Source organism: Stieleria magnilauensis (genome assembly GCA_007753675.1).
GTDB lineage: Bacteria > Planctomycetota > Planctomycetia > Pirellulales > Pirellulaceae > Stieleria > Stieleria magnilauensis.
Genome location: CP036432.1, coordinates 10,663,232 through 10,680,506 on the forward strand (window position 1 = coordinate 10,663,232; position 17,275 = coordinate 10,680,506).

Below are 17,275 nucleotides of genomic sequence, written 5' to 3' on the forward strand. Positions count from 1 at the left end.
CCCCGATTCCCTCATCCATGCCTTCTCCCCCAGCCAACACCACCACGACCCACGACGCGCCCGACCAGGCGACGGCGGATCAGCCGCTGCGACTGCGCTATCGCGTTCGTTTCGCGAAAACGGGTCTGTTGCGATGGACCAGTCACCGCGATCTGGCGCGGCTCTGGGAACGGTTGGTCCGACGCGCGCAGCTGCAGCTGTCGATGACCGAAGGGTTTCATCCCAAACCGCGGATCGGTTTTCCGTCCGCCCTGGCGCTGGGCATCAGCGGCTTGGACGAAGTCGTCGAACTCGATTTGGCCGAACGGCTCACGGCGCCGGAATTGTTCCGACGCCTGGACCACGACGATCAACCCGGGCTGGTCATCAAGAGCGTGCAGTTGCTACCCGAGGACAGTGGCAAAGCCAAGTTGGAACGCACCGAGTATGTGATCACCCGGCCGGACCCGGAATTGGGCGCCGACCCGATCGATGCCGACCGCGTCCGTTCTGATCTCGAGGCCCTGTTGGCCAAAGACACCGTCACGGTGAATCGTAAAAACAAACCGGTGACCTTCAACGTTGCCGAACAAATCCTGTCGTTGACCTTCAACGACAACCTTGAACTTTCGATGGCCGCCAGTGACGCGGCGACCCTGAAACCGACCGACGTGCTGGATCTGATCGGCTGTTCCGATTGGATCGCGCACGGGTCGCAAATCACCCGAACAGAAGTGGTTTTGAAACGCGAGTTTCCGACCACCGATCCCGAATTTTTAGCAATCGCAAACCAAACGCCGCACTGCGGCGAACCCACCGACGAGGTGCCCAAATGAAACGCGAAATGTTGATGAACGTGCTCCAACCCGAAGAGAGCCGCATCGCCATCCTGGATGATGGAAAACTGGAAGAGCTGTACGTCGAACGCAAAAGTGTCGAAGCCTTTGCGGGAAACATCTACCGCGGAAAAATCGTCAACTTGGAACCCAGTATCCAAGCCGCCTTCGTCGACTTCGGCGTCGGACGCAACGGCTTTCTGCACATCAGCGATGTCGAACCGGAATACTTTCGACAAGGCGGCTATGACCCCGAAGAGATCAAACGGGAATCGGACGAAATGGCCGAAGCGGCCGCCAAGCGCGCCCGCGAATCCGGACGCGGCTCCAAACGAGCGTTCAAAGGCGGTCGGCCACGGATCAAACCGCCGATCCAAGAAATCTTTAAACGTGGCGACGAAGTCTTGGTGCAGGTGATCAAGGAAGGGATCGGCACCAAGGGCCCCACACTCAGCACGTACATTTCGATCCCCGGACGTTACCTGGTGCTGATGCCCGCACTGGAACGGGTCGGTGTCAGCCGCAAGATCGAAGACGACGACGACCGCAAACGGCTCCGTCGCTGCCTGCTGTCGCTCGGCCCGCCAAAGGGGCTCGGCTTCATCGTCCGCACCGCCGGTGCCGGCCGCAGCGAGAAAGAACTCGGCCGTGACATGGACTATCTGATCCGGTTGTGGAAGACGATCGTCCGTCGCGTCAAAAGCGGCAACCAACCCGGCGTGCTGTACGAAGAGAGCGATCTGATCATCAAAACGATTCGCGACATCTACAACGATGACATCGACCAGATCGTGATCGACGAGAAAGAGGCGTTCGAAAACGCCCGCGACTTCTTGAAAATGGTCATGCCCCGCGTCGTCGATCGGCTGAAACTCTATGACGGTGCTTCACCTTTGTTCCACAAGTACAACTTGGAACAAGAGATCGTCAAGATTCACCAACGCCAGGTCAAACTTCCCAACGGCGGTTCGATCGTCATCGATCCGACCGAAGCGTTGGTCGCGATCGATGTGAACAGTGGCAACTTCCGCGGCGAAAAGTCGGCCGAAGACAACGCGTTTCGCTTGAACCTGGCCGCCGCCAAAGAGATCGCCCGTCAGTTGCGACTGCGTGACCTGGGCGGCGTGATCGTCAACGACTTCATCGACATGCGCAAAGAAAGCCACCGGCGCAAAGTCGAACGGGCGCTGCGTGATGCGATGGCCGGCGACCGCGCCCGCACCAAGATCTTGCGGACCAGCCCGTTCGGATTGATCGAAATGACGCGGCAACGGATTCGACCGAGTCTGAAACGCAGCATCTATCAAGATTGTCCGTGTTGCGAAGGTCGTGGGTTGGTCAAGACCGCCGAAAGCATGTCGATCGAAGTCGTCCGGATGCTGGCCCTGGCCGTCAAGAACGAACACATCCAACGCGTCACCGTTCGCGTCAACGATGCCGTTGCGGCGCACCTGAACAACCAGAAGCGCCGCAGCGTGATGGAAATGGAAGACACCGGCGGCATGACGGTCCAAATCCTCGGCAGCGAAGGCCTGTACCCCGAGCACCTGGAAATGGACTGCCGCGACGCCCAAGGCGAACGCGTCGAAATCGACTCCTAAACGCTGCCATTGCGTGGGATAGGCTTCCAGCCTGTCGTCCTCCACTCGTTCCCAGGCTCCAACCTGGGAACGAGATGTACGACGTCTTTTCCAGGTCGTCGCGCGTCACTGGTCGTCCACCGCAGCGTCGTTTTCGATTGGGCTCAGCAGTCGCCGTCGTCTCCATTCTGCCCGAACGATTCTGCCATCCCGCTCTTGATTTCCGCCGACGTGACAGGACGCCTTGGCTGGGTGGAGCGGTAGGAAAATTTTGGAGGTAAGAAAATTGGCGCAATCGAACGGTTTTTGCATTTCAACATTTTCTTACCCCCGAAATCTTCTTAGCTGATTTACCGCAAAAGCTGGGCCGCGTGCACGAACCGACTGATGTCAGTTGCGCTTTCCAGCCCAGTCGCCACATGTTTGTTTCTGGTCGATCGCAAAACCGCCCGCCGGCAGTTCTACTAAACTATGGGGGCTGTACCTTCCACATCCCACCCTCGATCCCCACCGCAACATGACCGCTCGAATCCTGTTTGCCTGCTTGGCGTTGATTCCGTCCCTCTGTCTGGTCGCCGATGCCCCGGCTGCCGATGCCCCGGCCGCCGATGTCCAGATCACCGACGATGGCACCAAAGCGGTCGTCACGATCGACGGACAGCCGTTTACCGAATACCGATACAGCGGTTATGCCAAGCCGATCCTGTATCCGGTGTACGGTCCCGGGCAAAAACCGATGACCCGCAACTACCCGATGGTCAAGGACGTCGACAACGAGGCGAGCGACCACCCGCATCATAAATCGATCTGGTACACGCACGACGAAGTCGGCGGCATCCGATTCTGGATGGAAGATGCCGAAGGCAAAACGTCCAAAGACGTCGGCACTCAGGTGCAAACGTCGCTCAAGATCGACGGCAACAAAATCATCGCCCAAAATGATTGGAAAAGTTCCGACGGCGAAACGGTTTGCAGCGATCAACGAATCTTGACCTTCGGCAGCGACGGCGAAGCCCGAACCATCGATTACGAAGTCACCTGGATCGCCTCCTCCGGTGACCTCGTCATCGGTGACACCAAAGAAGGCACGATGGGCATGCGGACTCATCCACGGCTGCGTTTGAAAGCTGACCCGAAGCGCGGCAATCACACCGCCGGCGGTCACTCCATCAACAGCGAAGGTGTCGAGGGAAAAGAGATGTGGGGTAAACGAGCGGCTTGGGTCGACTACTGGGGAGAGATCGATGGCCAGCTGACCGGCATTGCAATGTTCGACCATCCCAGCAACCCGCGTCATCCGACCTGGTGGCACGCTCGCGACTACGGACTCGTTGCAGCGAATCCCTTCGGCGTCAATCATTTCGAAAACAAACCCGACGGCAGCGGTGACATGACGCTCAAGGCCGGGGAGACGATGACGTTCCGTTATCGATTCCTGTTCCACACCGGCGACGCCGAATCCGCCAACGTCGCCCAGGCGTACAAGGCGTACGCGGAGGAGTGAGCGGCGGGTAGAGTCACTTGGGGTGCGCTTCGCGAACCGGACCGTGTTGTGGCACAGGAAGAGGTAGCGGAACGGCGCGAGCCGTCCGGTGACGCCGCAGAGCGGCGTGAGAGACCGGAGGGCTCGCGCCCTACCGCTAACAACGGCAGCAAAACGCATCGTAGCGGAACGGCGCAAGCCGTCCGGTGACGCCGCAGAGCGGCATGAGAGACCGGAGGGCTTGTGCCCTACCGCTAACAACGGCAGCAAAACGCATCGTAGCGGAATGGCGCGAGCCGTCCGGTGACGCCGCGAACGCCGTGAGAGACCGGAGGGCTTGCGCCCTGCCGCTAAAAAATGCTTCGCCGCGATACCCGTTCGGGTTCTACCGCACCGGCCAACATCAATGCACGCGTTGACCGGGCAGGGCGCCTTCGTCGGGCGAGAGCAGGAACACGTCTTCACCGCCGGGACCGCTGGCACACACCATGCCTTCGCTCAATCCGAACCGCATCTTGCGCGGCTTCAGGTTGGCCACCATCACAACCAATCGCCCGACCAGACTCTCCGGTTCGTAGGCCGCCTTGATTCCGGCAAACACCTGACGCGTTTCGTCACCACCCAGACCCAGTGTCAGCTTGAGCAACTTGTTCGCTTCGGGAACATGTTCGGCCGACAGCACGCGGGCGACGCGAAAGTCGACTTTGACAAAGTCGTCGATCGTGATTTCATCGGCGATCGGTTCGTCTTTGAGCGGCTGATCAGAATCGTTGAACGTCGGTCGATTCTCTTCGGCGGCTTCTGCGGCAGCAGCTTCTTTGCTCTCTTCAATCATCTTTTGCAAATCCTCGGGTTGAATGCGTTCCATCATGCGTTGAAATTTCGCCACCGATGTCCCCAACAGCGGCGTTTTACTTTGGTCCCACGACGTGATCGGCTCGCCGAGCAGCGCGTCGCATTTCTCAGCCAGCGTCGGTAACACGGGCGCCAGATAAATCGTCAGTTGCCGAAACAGGTTCAGTGCGACGGTGACCACATCGCGTAGTTCGTCCTGTCGCTCGGGATCTTTTTTCATCTCCCAAGGCTTGGCGTGCTCGACGAACGGGTTGGCGGCATCGGCCAGTTCCATGATCAACCGCATCGCGCGGCTGTAGTCGCCGACTTCGTACGCTTCGGCAATCGAATCCCCGGCTTTGGCGGCGGTTTCAAACAAGCCTCCGTCGTCGGGATAGGTTTCCGCCAGCCCGGTGTTCTTGGCAAACTTGCCGACCCGGCTGGCCAGATTGACGACCTTGCCGACCAGATCACTGTTGACCTTTTCGACAAACTCGTCGATGCCCAAGTCCAGGTCCTCGACACGCTGCGTCAACTTGGTCGCGTAGAAATAACGCAAGTAGTCTGGATCGGAATGTTTGCGATAGGTTTCCGCGCTGATCAACGTCCCGGTCGACTTGCTCATTTTTTCGCCGCCGACGTTCAAGAATCCATGAATGTGGACCTTCGTCGGCAACTGCAGGCCCGCGGTGTGCAACATGCCCGGCCAGAACAACGTGTGGAAATACGTGATGTCTTTGCCGATGAAGTGGTGGATCTCGGTCGACTCGCTGCGCCACCAATCGTCGAACGATTCCCCGTTGGCCTCACACCACTCCTTGGTGCTGGAAACGTAACCGATCGGCGCGTCGAACCAGACGTACCAGTAGTTGCCCGGTGAATCGGGGATCTCGAAACCGAAATACGGGCCGGGGCGGCTGATGTCCCAGTCCCGCAGCTCTTTGTCTTCGGCCAGGAAGAAACCCTTCAAATAGTTGGCGGTTTCTTTTTGCAGTGCATCGCCGTTGTCGATCCACTCGATCAGGAACGAACGCAGCTTTTCCAGGGTGACGAACAGATGGACCGCCGAGCGGACTTCGGGCGTGGCGCCGCTGAGCGTGCTTTTGGGATCGATCAAATCGATCGGAGAATACGTCGCCCCGCATTGGCAATTGTCCCCCGGTTGGTTCTTGTGACCGCTGACCGGACAGGTTCCACGGACGAAGCGATCGGCCAAAAACGTCTCCGCTTCGGGGTCATAAAGCTGTTGGATGCTCTTTTCGGTGACCAGATCGGCGTCGCGGAGGGCTTGCCAAAACAGGTGACAAAGCTCCCGATTGGCGTCGCTGTTGGTGCTGCCGTAGTGGTCAAAGTCGACGTGAAAATCGGCGAAATCGCGTTGGTGCTGAGCGCTCATGTCGGCGATCAGTTCCTCTTCGCTGCGGCCTTCCTTTTTCGCCCGGATCATGATCGCGGTGCCGTGCGTGTCGTCGGCGCAGATGTAGACGCAGCGATTGCCGATCAGACGCTGAAAACGCACCCAAATATCCGTTTGAATGTATTCCACCAGGTGGCCGATGTGGATCGGCCCGTTGGCGTACGGTAGGGCGCTGGTGACCAAGATGCGTCGGGTCATGATTTGAATAATGGGCGTGTCGAAACGGGGGGATTCAGGGGCGGATTGTACAGATCGTCGTGAAACACGTAATCCCGAATGTTTCACAGGGTTTCCCAGGGGGAAGGGTTTCGTTTGGGGTTGTCGCCACGGCGGCCGATTTCGGAAAGTCCCTTTGTCGTCAGTTTGTCTCAAGTGAGCACTCACTTGTGACGGGGGACGACAACCATTCGGCTGAAGGATCGGCCGATCCGGGCACTTGTCTAGGGAGAGACACTTTGAACACGCATTTGTTCGGCCGGCTATACCCGGCCATCGTTTCGGCGTTTGTACTGGCCACCGTGACCGTCGCGAACGCCTCGGCAGCCAACAGCGTGCTCCTGGCGTTCTCCTCGGACCATTGCGGTCATTGCCAGGCCATGGTGCCGACGCTGCGGCAACTGGAGCAACGTGGAACGCCGATCCGGCACGTCAACGTCAATGCGGAGCCCGAACTGGCGCGACGCCACGGCATTCGTCAAGTGCCGACCTACGTCGTGCTGTCGGCCGGCCGCGAATTGACGCGTTTGGTCGGAACGCAGTCCGCGCAAAGCCTGCAGCAAGCGTTGGCGATTGACCCGGCCGGCCCACTGTTTCAAACCAAAGCCAATCTCCACAGCCAAACGGGCCCGGACGCGGCCCAGGCCCGCCGCGCCGCCGGACCCTCCGCTCCCATCGGCGACGCCCGTGGCGAAGCGATGCCCAGTCTGACGATGGCCGACGCCGTCGAACGCGCTCGAGCCGCGACGGTGCGACTGAAGGTCCACGACGGCAACGGGTTCGGGGTCGGGACTGGAACGATCATTGATCGACACGGCGACGAAGCCCTGGTGCTGACCTGCGGTCACCTGTTCCGTGAAACCAAACTGCAATCCAAAGTCGAAGTGGAACTGTTTGTCGCCGGGCAAGTCAAAACGGTCCCCGGCCAAGTCATCGACTATGACGCCGACAACCGTGATATCGCTCTGGTCGTGATGCGGCCGGGATTCGACGTCCAACCGATCCAGATCGCCAACCCCGACAACCCGCCCCAGACCGGTCAAACCGCGTTCAGCTTCGGCTGCGACCACGGCGACGATCCCTCACGCCGCGACACCGCCATCACCGGAATCAACAAGTACAACCAACACGTGGGCGCCTCGAACATCGAAATCGCTGGTGCCCCGGTCGACGGGCGCAGCGGCGGCGGACTGTTCGACGCCATGGGCCAGCTGATCGGCGTCTGCAACGCCGCCGACTACAAGGGCGATGTGGGGATCTACACCGGACCGGGAAGCGTCAAATGGCAACTCGACCGCGTGCAACTGGCTCACCTCTACCAAACCCAGCCCCCGGCACCGGTGACCGTGCCGTCGCGACGACCCAACGGCCAGCCCGGCCAGCCCCAGACCCGATTGGCCTCGCTCAACGCTCCTCAACAAGCCTCACCGAGTCACGCACGCGCCAGCCAACCCGCCGTGACGGAAATGATCGTCATCATCCGCGATCCAAACGCTCCGGGAGGGCAACGCGTGATGAACATCCAGCAGCCGACAGCTGAACTGATGGAAGTGATCAGCCGCCACGCTCGGTAACAGGCGTCTCCTGATGGAGGGTAAGAAGATTCTGGAGGTAGGAAAATGAGTTCGGCCGAACAACGACCACCTCTTCCTACGACAATCAATCTTCTTGCCCCATCATTTTCTTACCCCCCTCTCCACCTCCTATGACTGCTAGCAAATCGTTTCGACGCTGCTGTTTGCCGCTCGCCGCTGCGCTGGCATGCGTACTGGCGGGCAGCGGAGTCGTGCAGGCACAGCTTGACGATGGGGACGAGATTGTCGAACTCAACTTATCGGGAACCGTCCGCGTCACGACGTTGTTGGATTTGATGAGCAAGCAGTTGGGGATCCGGTTCTTGCACGCCGCGGACATCGCCCGCCGTGACGTGACGGTTTACACGCCGGCCAAACTACCCAAGAAAGTGTTGCCGACGTTGTTGGGCAGCCTGCTTCGCGAAGCCAACTTGGCCGTCGTCGATTCCGAAGTCCCGGGTTGGAAACGCGTCGTCGACATCGCCGACATCGTCAGCAGCGCGCCGGCCGGTGACGCCGCGGAAATCTCGCGTCGCAACGGCCCCGCCGCCGCCGTGACTCAGGTGTTGCCGGTCAAACACATTGACATCACCACCGCATCAACGTCACTGAAACCCTTTCTCAGCAAGACGGGATCCAACATTGTCGCACTCGGCGATCAAGGCATCTTGATCGTGTCCGGTTATGCCGCTGACGTGCGGTTGGTCGCGGAGCTGTTGGCGATGATCGATCGCCCCGACGCCGAGGGAACGATCGAGTTCTATCAGACGCGGCGTCGACCGCCATCGATGTTGATCGAACAATACGAAACGATTCAACCAACCGACACCACCACCAAAGCTGCCTCGGACAACAAATTAAAACTGTTGGTCGACAAGACCGGCCGTCGTGTGGTCGTGGCAGGCCGCAAAGATTTGGTCGCTGCGGCGATCGGGTTACTGGAACGACTGGATTCCGGCACGGAGTTTTTGACTCGCGTTTATCGGCTGGAATACATCGGCGCATCGCGACTGGACAATCTGATTCGAGGGTTCGTCGAGATGCCCGGTGAAGGCAATCGACGGACCGAGTCGAGATCGATTGAAACGACGATCGACGAAGAAGGCAACTTGTTGGTCGTGCGTGCCGGCGCGGAAGTTCATCAACAGATCGAAACCTTGCTCAAGGAACTCGACCAGCCGGTGGATTCCGACGAGAGTCCGATTCGGTTTTATAAGCTCAAGAACGCGACTGCGATGGAGGTGCTCTATTCGTTGCTGGCACTTCAAGAGGCCGCCGGCAGCGGTGTTGCCCAAGCCGGCGGACTGGGCGCGGGAGCGTTCGGCACGCTCGGCGGCGCGAACATGGGTGGCATCAGCCCCGCGATGGGCTTTGGCGGCAACCCGATGGGTGCTGCCGGAGGCGGCGTGAACAGCATGTTTCAAGGCGGTCGATCACGGGCGCAACAACGACTCGACGAACTCGGCGGCGGATCGTTCGGCGTGGCGGGTCAAAACTTGAGCAACAACATGACCTCCAGCCGGGTCCCCAATCAGAACGCCGCACTCGGTTCGATGGCCGGTATCGGTGCCGGAGGATTCGGCGGTGGCGGCTATGGAGCGGGCGGTGGCGCCGCAGTGGCCACGTTGCCCGGCGGCGCGCGAGTGTCGGCCGATGTCGCGACCAACAGCCTGATCGTGTTCGCGCCTTCGAACGTCCAGTCGCTGTACGAAAAACTGATTCGGTCGCTCGACCAACGCCGTCCGCAAGTATTAATTCAAGCCGACATCTTGGCGATCGACACGAGCGACAATTTCTCGCTAGGCGTGGAAATCAGCGGCGGCGATCGCGAGGGATCCAAACGGCTGTTTGAATTCACCTCGTTCGGACTCAGTGAAGTCGACCCGACGACCGGCGCCCTGTCGATCAATCCCTCGCTGGGTTTCAACGGCGTCTTGGTGGACCCGGAAGTCGCCGATGTGATCGTCCAGGCGCTCAGCCGACACCGGCGCGGCCGCGTGTTGTCCTCGCCGAAGGTCTTGGTCAACGACAATCAAACCGGAACGCTGAACAGTATTTCCAGCATCCCGTTCCAGGCATTCAGCCAGGGTGAAACGACCACGCTGACGGGCCTGGGCGGCAACCAGGAAGCGGGCACGACGATTTCCGTCACGCCACACATCAACGAAGACGATCATCTGCAATTGGAATTCGATGTCGAATTCAGCACCTTCATCGGTACGGCCAGCGATAATCTGCCGCCGCCGAGACAAATCGATCGAGTCGGTAGTGTCGTCACGATTCCTGATGGCAAGACGATCGTCGTGGGGGGGCTGAAGCGAACCCTCGAAGGCAACTCGTTCACCGGCGTCCCCTGGTTGGAAAAGATTCCCGTGATCCGTGATCTGACCAGCTTGCGGAGCGAAGAACAGACGACGACTTCGTTCTTTCTGTTCATTCGTCCCCGAATCCTCCGCGACTCGCAATTCCGGGATTTGCAATTCCTGTCCGACCTCGAAACCCAAGACGCACAGCTGCCGGCCGACTATCCTGTTAGCAGGCCCTTGCTGGTTCCCTGCCCGACGCCCGCTGGATTGGATCCGATCGGTTCGGAACACTTGTTGCCGCCGATGCACCAAAGCGATCCGATGGACGAGTACGAAGTGATCGGCCAACCGCAGGTGGTCTATCCGTCGCCGTAGCACGAACAAACGCCATGTCCGATCACGAATCTGCCACCGAAGCCTACCGCCGCAAGATCGCCTGGCAGCGGACGCCCGAAGAGAACATGCGTTTGTTTGTCCAATTGCAACGGCAAGCGTTCGAAGTCTTGGAAGCGTGTCCCGACGCCATGGACCACTTCATCCGTCGCAACCACCGCAAACGCCGACAATCGGAGGTGGACAAGTTGCTTCGACGTCACGGGATCTCTCGCCCCCCTTCGTGTCCATGACCGCTCGCCCGTTCGCCCTGATCGAATTGCTGCTCGAACATTCGGTTCCGTTGGTCATCATCGGAGGACACGCGGTCAACAGCTACGGTTACGCTCGCGCGACGGAAGTTACGGATATCATCTTCGATCGAACCGAATCATCCGAGCAGGCTTTGTATTCGGCACTATCAAAGATCAACGCGTTTTGGATCAGCGTTGACATCGACCCGGTGACGCGTCTGGAGAAAACGGTCCAAGTCGATCTCCAGTACATTCGGTCGCATCGATTCATGATGCTGGGAACGGACTTGGGCTACCTCGACGTTTTCGATTATCTCCCCGGCGTTGACGATGAGCCGACGTCCGTCGCATTCGAGGACGTTCATGTCGTCGGTGGGTTGCCCTACGTTTCATTGCGTTTGTTGCGAAAGATGAAACGCGCGTCGGGACGTGGCACGGATCTGTTGGACCTCGAGAACCTGCCGACGGAAGCGACATGACCGAGACGCTCAGCCAAGATCGTCACGAATCCGCCACCAGGCAGGCGACCGAGCAGCTCGCCGAGCGGCTTCAGATGCCGGTCTCCGAAGACCTGTCAAAGCTGCAGCCCTCGGATGTCTTTCAGAACCGCATCCCGATCGCGCATGCTCGCGAGCATTGCGTGATGGGCTTTCGCGGCAAGCAGGACGACGACGTGTGGTTGGCGATCGACTCGATGGCCGGATACGAACACTTGGATATCATCGCCCGCGCACTCGCCCAACGACCCGAAGGCGGGCTCCGCCCGTTGCGTGTGCGTCCGTTGCCGGCAACCACCACCGCCATCGGACGCGCGATCAACGCTGCCTATTCCGATCAATCCAGTCGAACGCAAAGCGTGATCGATTCGCTCGATCGCGACGAGTTACTGGGCCAGCTGGCCGGCTTGGGTCCCAAGGAAGACTTGCTGGACACCGAAGGCCGCGCTCCGATCATCCGCTTGGTCAATCACATCCTGTTCGATGCGGTCAAATCGGGCGCGTCGGATGTTCACATCCAACCGTACGAAGACCGGTTGATGGTGCGCAAGCGTATCGACGGCGTCTTGTTCGATACCTTTGAAATTCCCAAATCTGTCCAAGAAGAGGTGCTGTCTCGGGTCAAGGTGCTGGGCAAAATGAACATCGCCGAGAAACGCTTGCCGCAAGATGGACGGGCGACGGTGCAACTGGGTGATCGCACGGTCGACTTGCGGATCGCGTCGCTGCCGACCAGCCACAACGAACGCATCGTGATTCGGTTGCTGGACAAGAGCGCGCGGCTGTACACGCTGGCCGAACTCGGGATGCCGGCTCATGATTTCCAACGCTTCGCATCGTTGATCGCTCGCGACCATGGCTTGATCTTGGTCACCGGTCCGACCGGCAGCGGCAAAAGCACGACGCTCTACGGAGCACTGCAGGAACTCGATAGCGAAGAACTGAATATCCTGACGCTCGAAGATCCAATCGAGTATCAGTTGGACGGGATCAGCCAAACCCAGATCAATGAAAAAAAGGGGATGACGTTCGCCTCCGGCATGCGGAGCGTGCTGCGGCAAGACCCCGACATCATCATGGTCGGCGAAATCCGCGATGCCGAAACCGCGATCATGGCGATCCAAGCCTCGCTGACCGGTCACCTGGTGTTCAGCACGCTGCACACCAATGATGCCGCGAGCGCCGTGACGCGTTTGTTGGACTTGGGGATCGAGCCCTATCTGGTCAGCAGCTCGCTCGTCGCTTCGCTGGCCCAGCGTCTGGTCCGCAAGTTGTGCGTCGACTGTAAACGCCCACGACGCAGCAGCGAGGTGTTGCCCGATGTGCCCCCGCTGCTGCTGGAGTCCCATGGTTTGGCGCAGTCGGATTTGGTCGGCGTGTTTGAGCCGGTCGGATGTGATGCCTGTCGTGGGTCGGGATTCCGCGGCCGGGTCGGATTGTTTGAACTGTTGGTCATCGATGACACCTGTCGTGAATTGGTCCAAACTCGAGCCAATGCATCAGCGATCCGCGAAGCCGGGCTACAATCGGGGATGCACTTGTTGTCGATGGACGGTTTGTTGAAAGTCCATCAAGGCGTCACGACGCTCGATGAAGTCCTCCGCGTAACGACGCTGTGAGCCCGATGGCTGTCTTTTCTTATTCCGGTATCGACGCGGCTCGCAAATCCGTCCAGGGAACGATCAGCGCCGACACCGCTCGCGAAGCCCGCGATTCGCTCCGTGGCCGCGGCATCCACGTTCGCAAAATCGCGGCCTGTAACCACCGCGAATCGAAGTTCCGTCTGCCGCGATTTTCGCTGATCGGATCGAAGAGTCATTGGGCGACCGCCGTGTCGGAGTTGTCGATGCTGTTGCACGCCGGCATCCCGATGCTCGATGCACTCGATACGATCGTGGAACAGAATCACGGTTCGTTTCGCGCGGCGCTGCTGGCGGTCCGCGATCGAGTCGCCGCGGGTGAATCATTCGCCCAGGCACTCGGCGGACGTCCCGATCTGTTCGACGAGGCTTCGGTGCAGATGGTCGAAGTCGGCGAGAATGCAGGGACGCTTGACGAAGTGCTTTCGCAACTCGCCGAATTCAAACAACGCCAATCCCAGTTCACCGATGCGGTCACGACCGCGCTGGTCTACCCGATCTTTCTGGTTTGCTTTGGAACCGCGGCCGGCGTGTTCTTGATGACCAGCGTCCTGCCGCCGCTGCTGGAGAACCTGGAAGAGACTCTCGACGAGCTGCCGTTCCCGACGCGGGTCGCCAAATCGCTCAGCAGCTTGCTCGTCGACTATCGCTGGTTCTGGATCGTGGGGCTGGTCGTCGGCGTAGTCGCTTTGACGTTGGCCTTTCAAAGCCGCCGGGGCAGGCAGGTCTTCGATCGCCTGGTGTTGCGCGTGCCGATTCTTGGTCCGATGCTGGTCAAACAAGGTGTCTCGCGGATCGCGATGATCATCGGAACGCTCTCGCGAAGCGGCGTCGAATTGACCCGAGCGTTTGAGTTGGCTGAACGATCGACCCGCAACACGGTGTTCCGATCGGCGCTGCGTGAATGCGGCAGCCGGATTTCCGCCGGTGAAGAGCTTTCCGATGCCTTGCAACGCAGTGGGGCGTTTCCCCCGCTGGCGGTGCGGGTGTTCTCCATCGGCCAGGAGTCGGGAAAACTCGATGAAATGCTTTTCCGTCTCGCCGAAGACTATGATGAACAAGTCAAAACGGCGTCGGCACGACTGACCTCGTTGATCGAACCGGTTCTCATCCTCGTCTTGGCCGCCATGGTGGGATTTCTGTTGTTGGCCACAATCCTTCCGATCCTGGAGGCTGGAAATGTTTTGTGAGAGGGGTGAAACGAAGTCACCCTCCCTCGGGGAGGGTCGCGGAGGCGTTTACGACGACGCGGGGAGGGAGGTTGCGATGGTAATGTTGCCAACATGCACCAAACAAAGAGATCCGCATCAGTATCGGAACCCTTCGCGGACCAACGACCGACGCGGCTTCTCCCTCGTCGAGTTGATCGTCGTGATGGTGATTCTGGGCATGTTGGCCGGGTTGGTCGCCGTTCGCACGCGTGGCTATTTGGTCAACTCGCGCAAGAACGCGGTCAAAGCAGAAATCGCAACGATCGTGAACGCACTGGAGACGTATCGCATTGATCAGGGACGTTATCCCACCGAAGACGAAGGGCTGGAGATTCTAAGGGAGGAAACCGAAACTTGGCCGGAAGGTTTCCTGACCAAGATGCCCGTCGATCCTTGGAAGAACCCCTACCTGTACTTCGTCAGCGAAGAGGGCGTCGAAGTGGTCAGTCTGGGTGCCGATGGACGTGAAGGAGGTGACGGAGAGGACGCCGATTTCTCCAGCGCGATGTTGGAAGAATGAGGGGTCGTTCCGCAGAGACGTTGGAATCCGGTTTCTCCCTCATCGAATTGGTCGTCGTGTTGGTGCTGATGGCGGTGATCGCTTCGCTGGCGACGTTGTCGGTCCGCGGCGTGATCGCCAGGCAACGTCTCGGGCGAGCCGTCGAAGTCATCGAGCAATTTGATACCGCGCTGCGTCGCTCCGCACGCGACCAGCGCCGCCAAGTCGCCGGTGTCATCGACCGTGGGCGCGGCCGGCTGACCGTTGATCCGTCGGGGAATCCATCAAGAACGTACACGTTGCCGCGACAAGTTTCCATCGATGCGATTCGGTTCGGCCCTGTGCAAAGGTCGGCAGCAGGTTCCCAAATCATCGCAAACGCTGACGGTTCGTCGTCCAGCTATGCGCTGCGACTGGCCACCGGTGACACGCGGCGCTGGATCTTCTTCGTCGGGGGAAGCGGACAGGTCGTTGACGATTTCAACGACATGGCAGTCGATCTGGCATTGGGGATGCGATGAACCGTCGACGTGCATTCACGCTACTGGAAATCATCGTCGCGTTAGCGCTGATGGGCTCGGTGCTGGTTGCATCCTTGCTCGCGTTTTCGCGGCATCGTCAACAACTCTCGATGGCCGAGAAACGGCTGGAAGCCACCCGAATCGCCGATCGATTGGTGCACGAACTCTCGGCACAGCAAGGCGGATTACCGATCGCCTCGCGCGGCGCGGTGGCCGGCAAGGGCGATTGGGTTTGGCAAACCTCGCTGATCGGAAGCACAGTCTTGGCGACCGTTGAGATGCAGGTCGTGCGGTTTGAAATCGTGGAACTCGGTGCCGCACCAACGCCGTTGGTCACGGTCGATCTGGTCAAACCGGCGGGCGTTCCATGATGATGCGACGTAATCAAAGATCGGCAAAGGAGTGTCTGCCCAATGGCACGGGCAGAGCGGTTGGTGTGCAGGCTTTAGCCGCCCACTGTCGCTGCATCGCAGCGACCGGACATCGCCTAAAGGCTAGACACCAACGGTTGCGGAATCCTTTTTTGGTGATGCCCGTTCCGTTGGAGTGTGTGCCGCTGTGTAGCTGCCGTCGCCAGACGTCAGGCCATCCACGCTCCGCGGCCGACGCCTTCACCTTGATCGAGATGATCGTCGCGCTGGTGCTGGCGTCGTTGATGATGGTCGGCTTGTTGGGCATCGTGGCGTCGGTCTCGACGCAGTCCACTCAATTGCGTCGCGAACAAGTTGATCATGTCGCAGCCGGGATTCTGGCCGATCGTTTGCGGAACGATTTGATCAACGCGCGAGGCATCGCCGCCGGCACCGACACGTTGATTCTGTCGGGTTACGTTTCGCCACAACAGGTGCCGGGTATGATCCGTTATACGCAGGCGACGATCGGAACGCGACGATTGTTGATTCGTCTCGCAGGTGGTCAGCGTGATCTGTGCTGGATCGATTTCGGTGCCTTCGACTTCGAAACGTATGACGAGTTCGATGCGGAAACCCCCGTACCCGACATGACCGGTGGGCTGCTGCCGATGCCCAGTCGCTTTCGCATCGCCGGTCGGGACGTACAAGGTCGAGTCTTGTTCAACGAGGTGATCGACCATCATGCGGACTGAACGAGGTCGCTCGGGATACGTGCTGTTGGCGGTGCTGGCCGTGATGGTGTTGATGGTCACCGTGCTGGCGACGCTGTCCAAGCTCAGCCTGCGCCGTGCACTCGCCGCAGCCGATGCGCAGGTTCGTCTGCAACAGCGGCTTGGTGCCGAGTCGATTGAACGAGTTCTGTTGCCGCAAGCCGGCAAGGTCTTTGATCAACGGGAAGAACAAGCCGATGCGATGGCAAAATCGACGGGAACGGTTAGCCCCTTTCCCAGGCAGATTCGCGGCGCGGTGACGATCGGCGGCGTGACCTTTGACGTGGTTCTGGCCGACGAAGATGCCAAGTTGAATTTGAATCAGGTTTACCACATGACCGGTCGGCGGCGGACGGAGACGACCCTCGGCGAAGTGCTCGGGCCGGTCGCCGCACGGGCGGTGCGGCTGTTGCCCGCCACCCGTCCGATGACCGACGCGTTGCTGGAGTCGGCGGCCGACGACGGATCCGAGGACGAATCGGATCAGCCGATGACGGAAATCCCGCGTGCGTTTCGAAGCTGGGGAGAGGTATTTGATCTGTCCAGACTTTCCGCCAGTATCGGATCGGACGCCGCCCTGCCGTCGGTGAGTGGCGACATCACGTGCTGGGGTGGCGGCGGGCTGAATCTCCGTCGGGCCTCGGAGACATCGATTCAAGCGGCCGCGGCCTGCGTTTTATCCGATGCTGGAGCCCGCCGGCTGGCCAGCCGATACAAAGACAATCCGACCACGTCGCTGGCGATTTTGGTCCAGCAAGAAGGGAAAACGGAAACCGAACGTCTTCGGCTGCTTAGAATGTTATCCGAGACCAGCACGCACTTTTCGCTTTGGATCGATGCCTCCGCAGTGGCCCGTGGAAGCATGCGGACCTTTTCGGTGATGCGAACGACCGATGACGGTTTGACGCTCAACGAACGCTTTTCTTTTTGAAT

At 59.7% G+C, this 17,275-nt stretch carries 15 protein-coding genes; 14 read left to right on the top strand and 1 reads right to left on the bottom strand.

All coding sequences use genetic code 11. The features are described from left to right. Positions 1-17 precede the first annotated feature (17 nt). From TBK1r_RS37640 to TBK1r_RS37650, 3 genes are all read left to right on the top strand, one after another. The gene (locus TBK1r_RS37640; RefSeq protein WP_145221618.1) at positions 18-815 is read left to right on the top strand and encodes a TIGR03936 family radical SAM-associated protein; all 798 of its coding nucleotides are present in this window, start codon (positions 18-20) and stop codon (positions 813-815) included. Further along, a complete protein-coding gene (locus TBK1r_RS37645) occupies positions 812-2,416 on the top strand; it encodes an Rne/Rng family ribonuclease (protein WP_145221621.1) in 1,605 nt (534 codons plus the stop codon). The genes TBK1r_RS37640 and TBK1r_RS37645 overlap by 4 nt, the downstream gene beginning before the upstream one ends. Positions 2,417-2,912: 496 nt before the next feature. Further along, a complete protein-coding gene (locus tag TBK1r_RS37650) occupies positions 2,913-3,899 on the top strand; it encodes a DUF6807 domain-containing protein (protein ID WP_145221624.1) in 987 nt (328 codons plus the stop codon). 382 nt (positions 3,900-4,281) lie between these two features. Here TBK1r_RS37650 and metG read toward each other — a convergent pair whose 3' ends face one another. Continuing rightward, positions 4,282-6,327, bottom strand: coding sequence for a methionine--tRNA ligase (metG, locus tag TBK1r_RS37655; RefSeq protein WP_145221627.1), 2,046 nt, complete (start codon positions 6,325-6,327; stop codon positions 4,282-4,284). Between the two features lie 257 nt (positions 6,328-6,584). Here metG and TBK1r_RS37660 point away from each other — a divergent pair, with 257 nt between their 5' ends. The 11 genes from TBK1r_RS37660 to TBK1r_RS37710 all read left to right on the top strand — a co-directional run bounded on the left by TBK1r_RS37660 (position 6,585) and on the right by TBK1r_RS37710 (position 17,273). Beyond that, positions 6,585-7,919, top strand: a complete 1,335-nt coding sequence (locus tag TBK1r_RS37660; protein WP_145221630.1) for a trypsin-like peptidase domain-containing protein — start codon at positions 6,585-6,587, stop codon at positions 7,917-7,919. A gap of 131 nt (positions 7,920-8,050) precedes the next feature. Then, entirely contained in the window at positions 8,051-10,600 is a 2,550-nt protein-coding gene (locus tag TBK1r_RS37665; RefSeq protein ID WP_145221633.1) for a secretin N-terminal domain-containing protein, read from the top strand. A 14-nt stretch (positions 10,601-10,614) separates the two neighbouring features. Then, positions 10,615-10,851 carry a hypothetical protein gene (locus TBK1r_RS37670; protein WP_145221636.1) on the top strand — a complete coding sequence of 79 codons (237 nt, stop codon included), beginning with the start codon at positions 10,615-10,617 and terminating at the stop codon, positions 10,849-10,851. Next, on the top strand, positions 10,848-11,330 hold the full coding sequence (locus TBK1r_RS37675; RefSeq protein WP_145221639.1) for a hypothetical protein: 483 nt from the start codon (positions 10,848-10,850) through the stop codon (positions 11,328-11,330). Before TBK1r_RS37670 ends, TBK1r_RS37675 begins: the two co-directional genes overlap by 4 nt. Beyond that, entirely contained in the window at positions 11,327-12,967 is a 1,641-nt protein-coding gene (locus tag TBK1r_RS37680) for a GspE/PulE family protein (RefSeq protein ID WP_419580781.1), read from the top strand. Before TBK1r_RS37675 ends, TBK1r_RS37680 begins: the two co-directional genes overlap by 4 nt. A gap of 5 nt (positions 12,968-12,972) precedes the next feature. Next, positions 12,973-14,178, top strand: a complete 1,206-nt coding sequence (locus TBK1r_RS37685) for a type II secretion system F family protein (RefSeq protein WP_145221642.1) — start codon at positions 12,973-12,975, stop codon at positions 14,176-14,178. A gap of 76 nt (positions 14,179-14,254) precedes the next feature. Further along, on the top strand, positions 14,255-14,719 hold the full coding sequence (gene gspG / locus TBK1r_RS37690) for a type II secretion system major pseudopilin GspG (RefSeq protein ID WP_419580782.1): 465 nt from the start codon (positions 14,255-14,257) through the stop codon (positions 14,717-14,719). Further along, entirely contained in the window at positions 14,716-15,219 is a 504-nt protein-coding gene (locus tag TBK1r_RS37695) for a type II secretion system protein (RefSeq protein WP_145221645.1), read from the top strand. Before gspG ends, TBK1r_RS37695 begins: the two co-directional genes overlap by 4 nt. Continuing rightward, positions 15,216-15,590 (top strand): type II secretion system protein, encoded by a 375-nt coding sequence (locus TBK1r_RS37700; RefSeq protein ID WP_145221648.1) that lies wholly within the window; start codon positions 15,216-15,218, stop codon positions 15,588-15,590. Before TBK1r_RS37695 ends, TBK1r_RS37700 begins: the two co-directional genes overlap by 4 nt. Before the next feature lie 158 nt (positions 15,591-15,748). Then, positions 15,749-16,324, top strand: a complete 576-nt coding sequence (locus tag TBK1r_RS37705; protein WP_419580783.1) for a PulJ/GspJ family protein — start codon at positions 15,749-15,751, stop codon at positions 16,322-16,324. After that, on the top strand, positions 16,314-17,273 hold the full coding sequence (locus tag TBK1r_RS37710; protein WP_145221654.1) for a hypothetical protein: 960 nt from the start codon (positions 16,314-16,316) through the stop codon (positions 17,271-17,273). The genes TBK1r_RS37705 and TBK1r_RS37710 overlap by 11 nt, the downstream gene beginning before the upstream one ends. The last annotated feature ends 2 nt before the right edge of the window (positions 17,274-17,275 follow it).

Bases quoted from the DNA above. Each gene is read 5' to 3' on its own strand.
- gspG (WP_419580782.1), top strand. From the start codon at position 14,255: ATGGTAATGTTGCCAACATGCACCAAACAAAGAGATCCGCATCAGTAT.
- TBK1r_RS37680 (WP_419580781.1), top strand. From the start codon at position 11,327: ATGACCGAGACGCTCAGCCAAGATCGTCACGAATCCGCCACCAGGCAG.
- TBK1r_RS37650 (WP_145221624.1), top strand. From the start codon at position 2,913: ATGACCGCTCGAATCCTGTTTGCCTGCTTGGCGTTGATTCCGTCCCTC.
- TBK1r_RS37645 (WP_145221621.1), top strand. From the start codon at position 812: ATGAAACGCGAAATGTTGATGAACGTGCTCCAACCCGAAGAGAGCCGC.
- TBK1r_RS37665 (WP_145221633.1), top strand. From the start codon at position 8,051: ATGACTGCTAGCAAATCGTTTCGACGCTGCTGTTTGCCGCTCGCCGCT.
- TBK1r_RS37695 (WP_145221645.1), top strand. From the start codon at position 14,716: ATGAGGGGTCGTTCCGCAGAGACGTTGGAATCCGGTTTCTCCCTCATC.
- TBK1r_RS37710 (WP_145221654.1), top strand. From the start codon at position 16,314: ATGCGGACTGAACGAGGTCGCTCGGGATACGTGCTGTTGGCGGTGCTG.
- TBK1r_RS37685 (WP_145221642.1), top strand. From the start codon at position 12,973: ATGGCTGTCTTTTCTTATTCCGGTATCGACGCGGCTCGCAAATCCGTC.
- TBK1r_RS37675 (WP_145221639.1), top strand. From the start codon at position 10,848: ATGACCGCTCGCCCGTTCGCCCTGATCGAATTGCTGCTCGAACATTCG.
- TBK1r_RS37640 (WP_145221618.1), top strand. From the start codon at position 18: ATGCCTTCTCCCCCAGCCAACACCACCACGACCCACGACGCGCCCGAC.
- metG (WP_145221627.1), bottom strand. From the start codon at position 6,327: ATGACCCGACGCATCTTGGTCACCAGCGCCCTACCGTACGCCAACGGG.
- TBK1r_RS37670 (WP_145221636.1), top strand. From the start codon at position 10,615: ATGTCCGATCACGAATCTGCCACCGAAGCCTACCGCCGCAAGATCGCC.
- TBK1r_RS37700 (WP_145221648.1), top strand. From the start codon at position 15,216: ATGAACCGTCGACGTGCATTCACGCTACTGGAAATCATCGTCGCGTTA.
- TBK1r_RS37705 (WP_419580783.1), top strand. From the start codon at position 15,749: ATGCCCGTTCCGTTGGAGTGTGTGCCGCTGTGTAGCTGCCGTCGCCAG.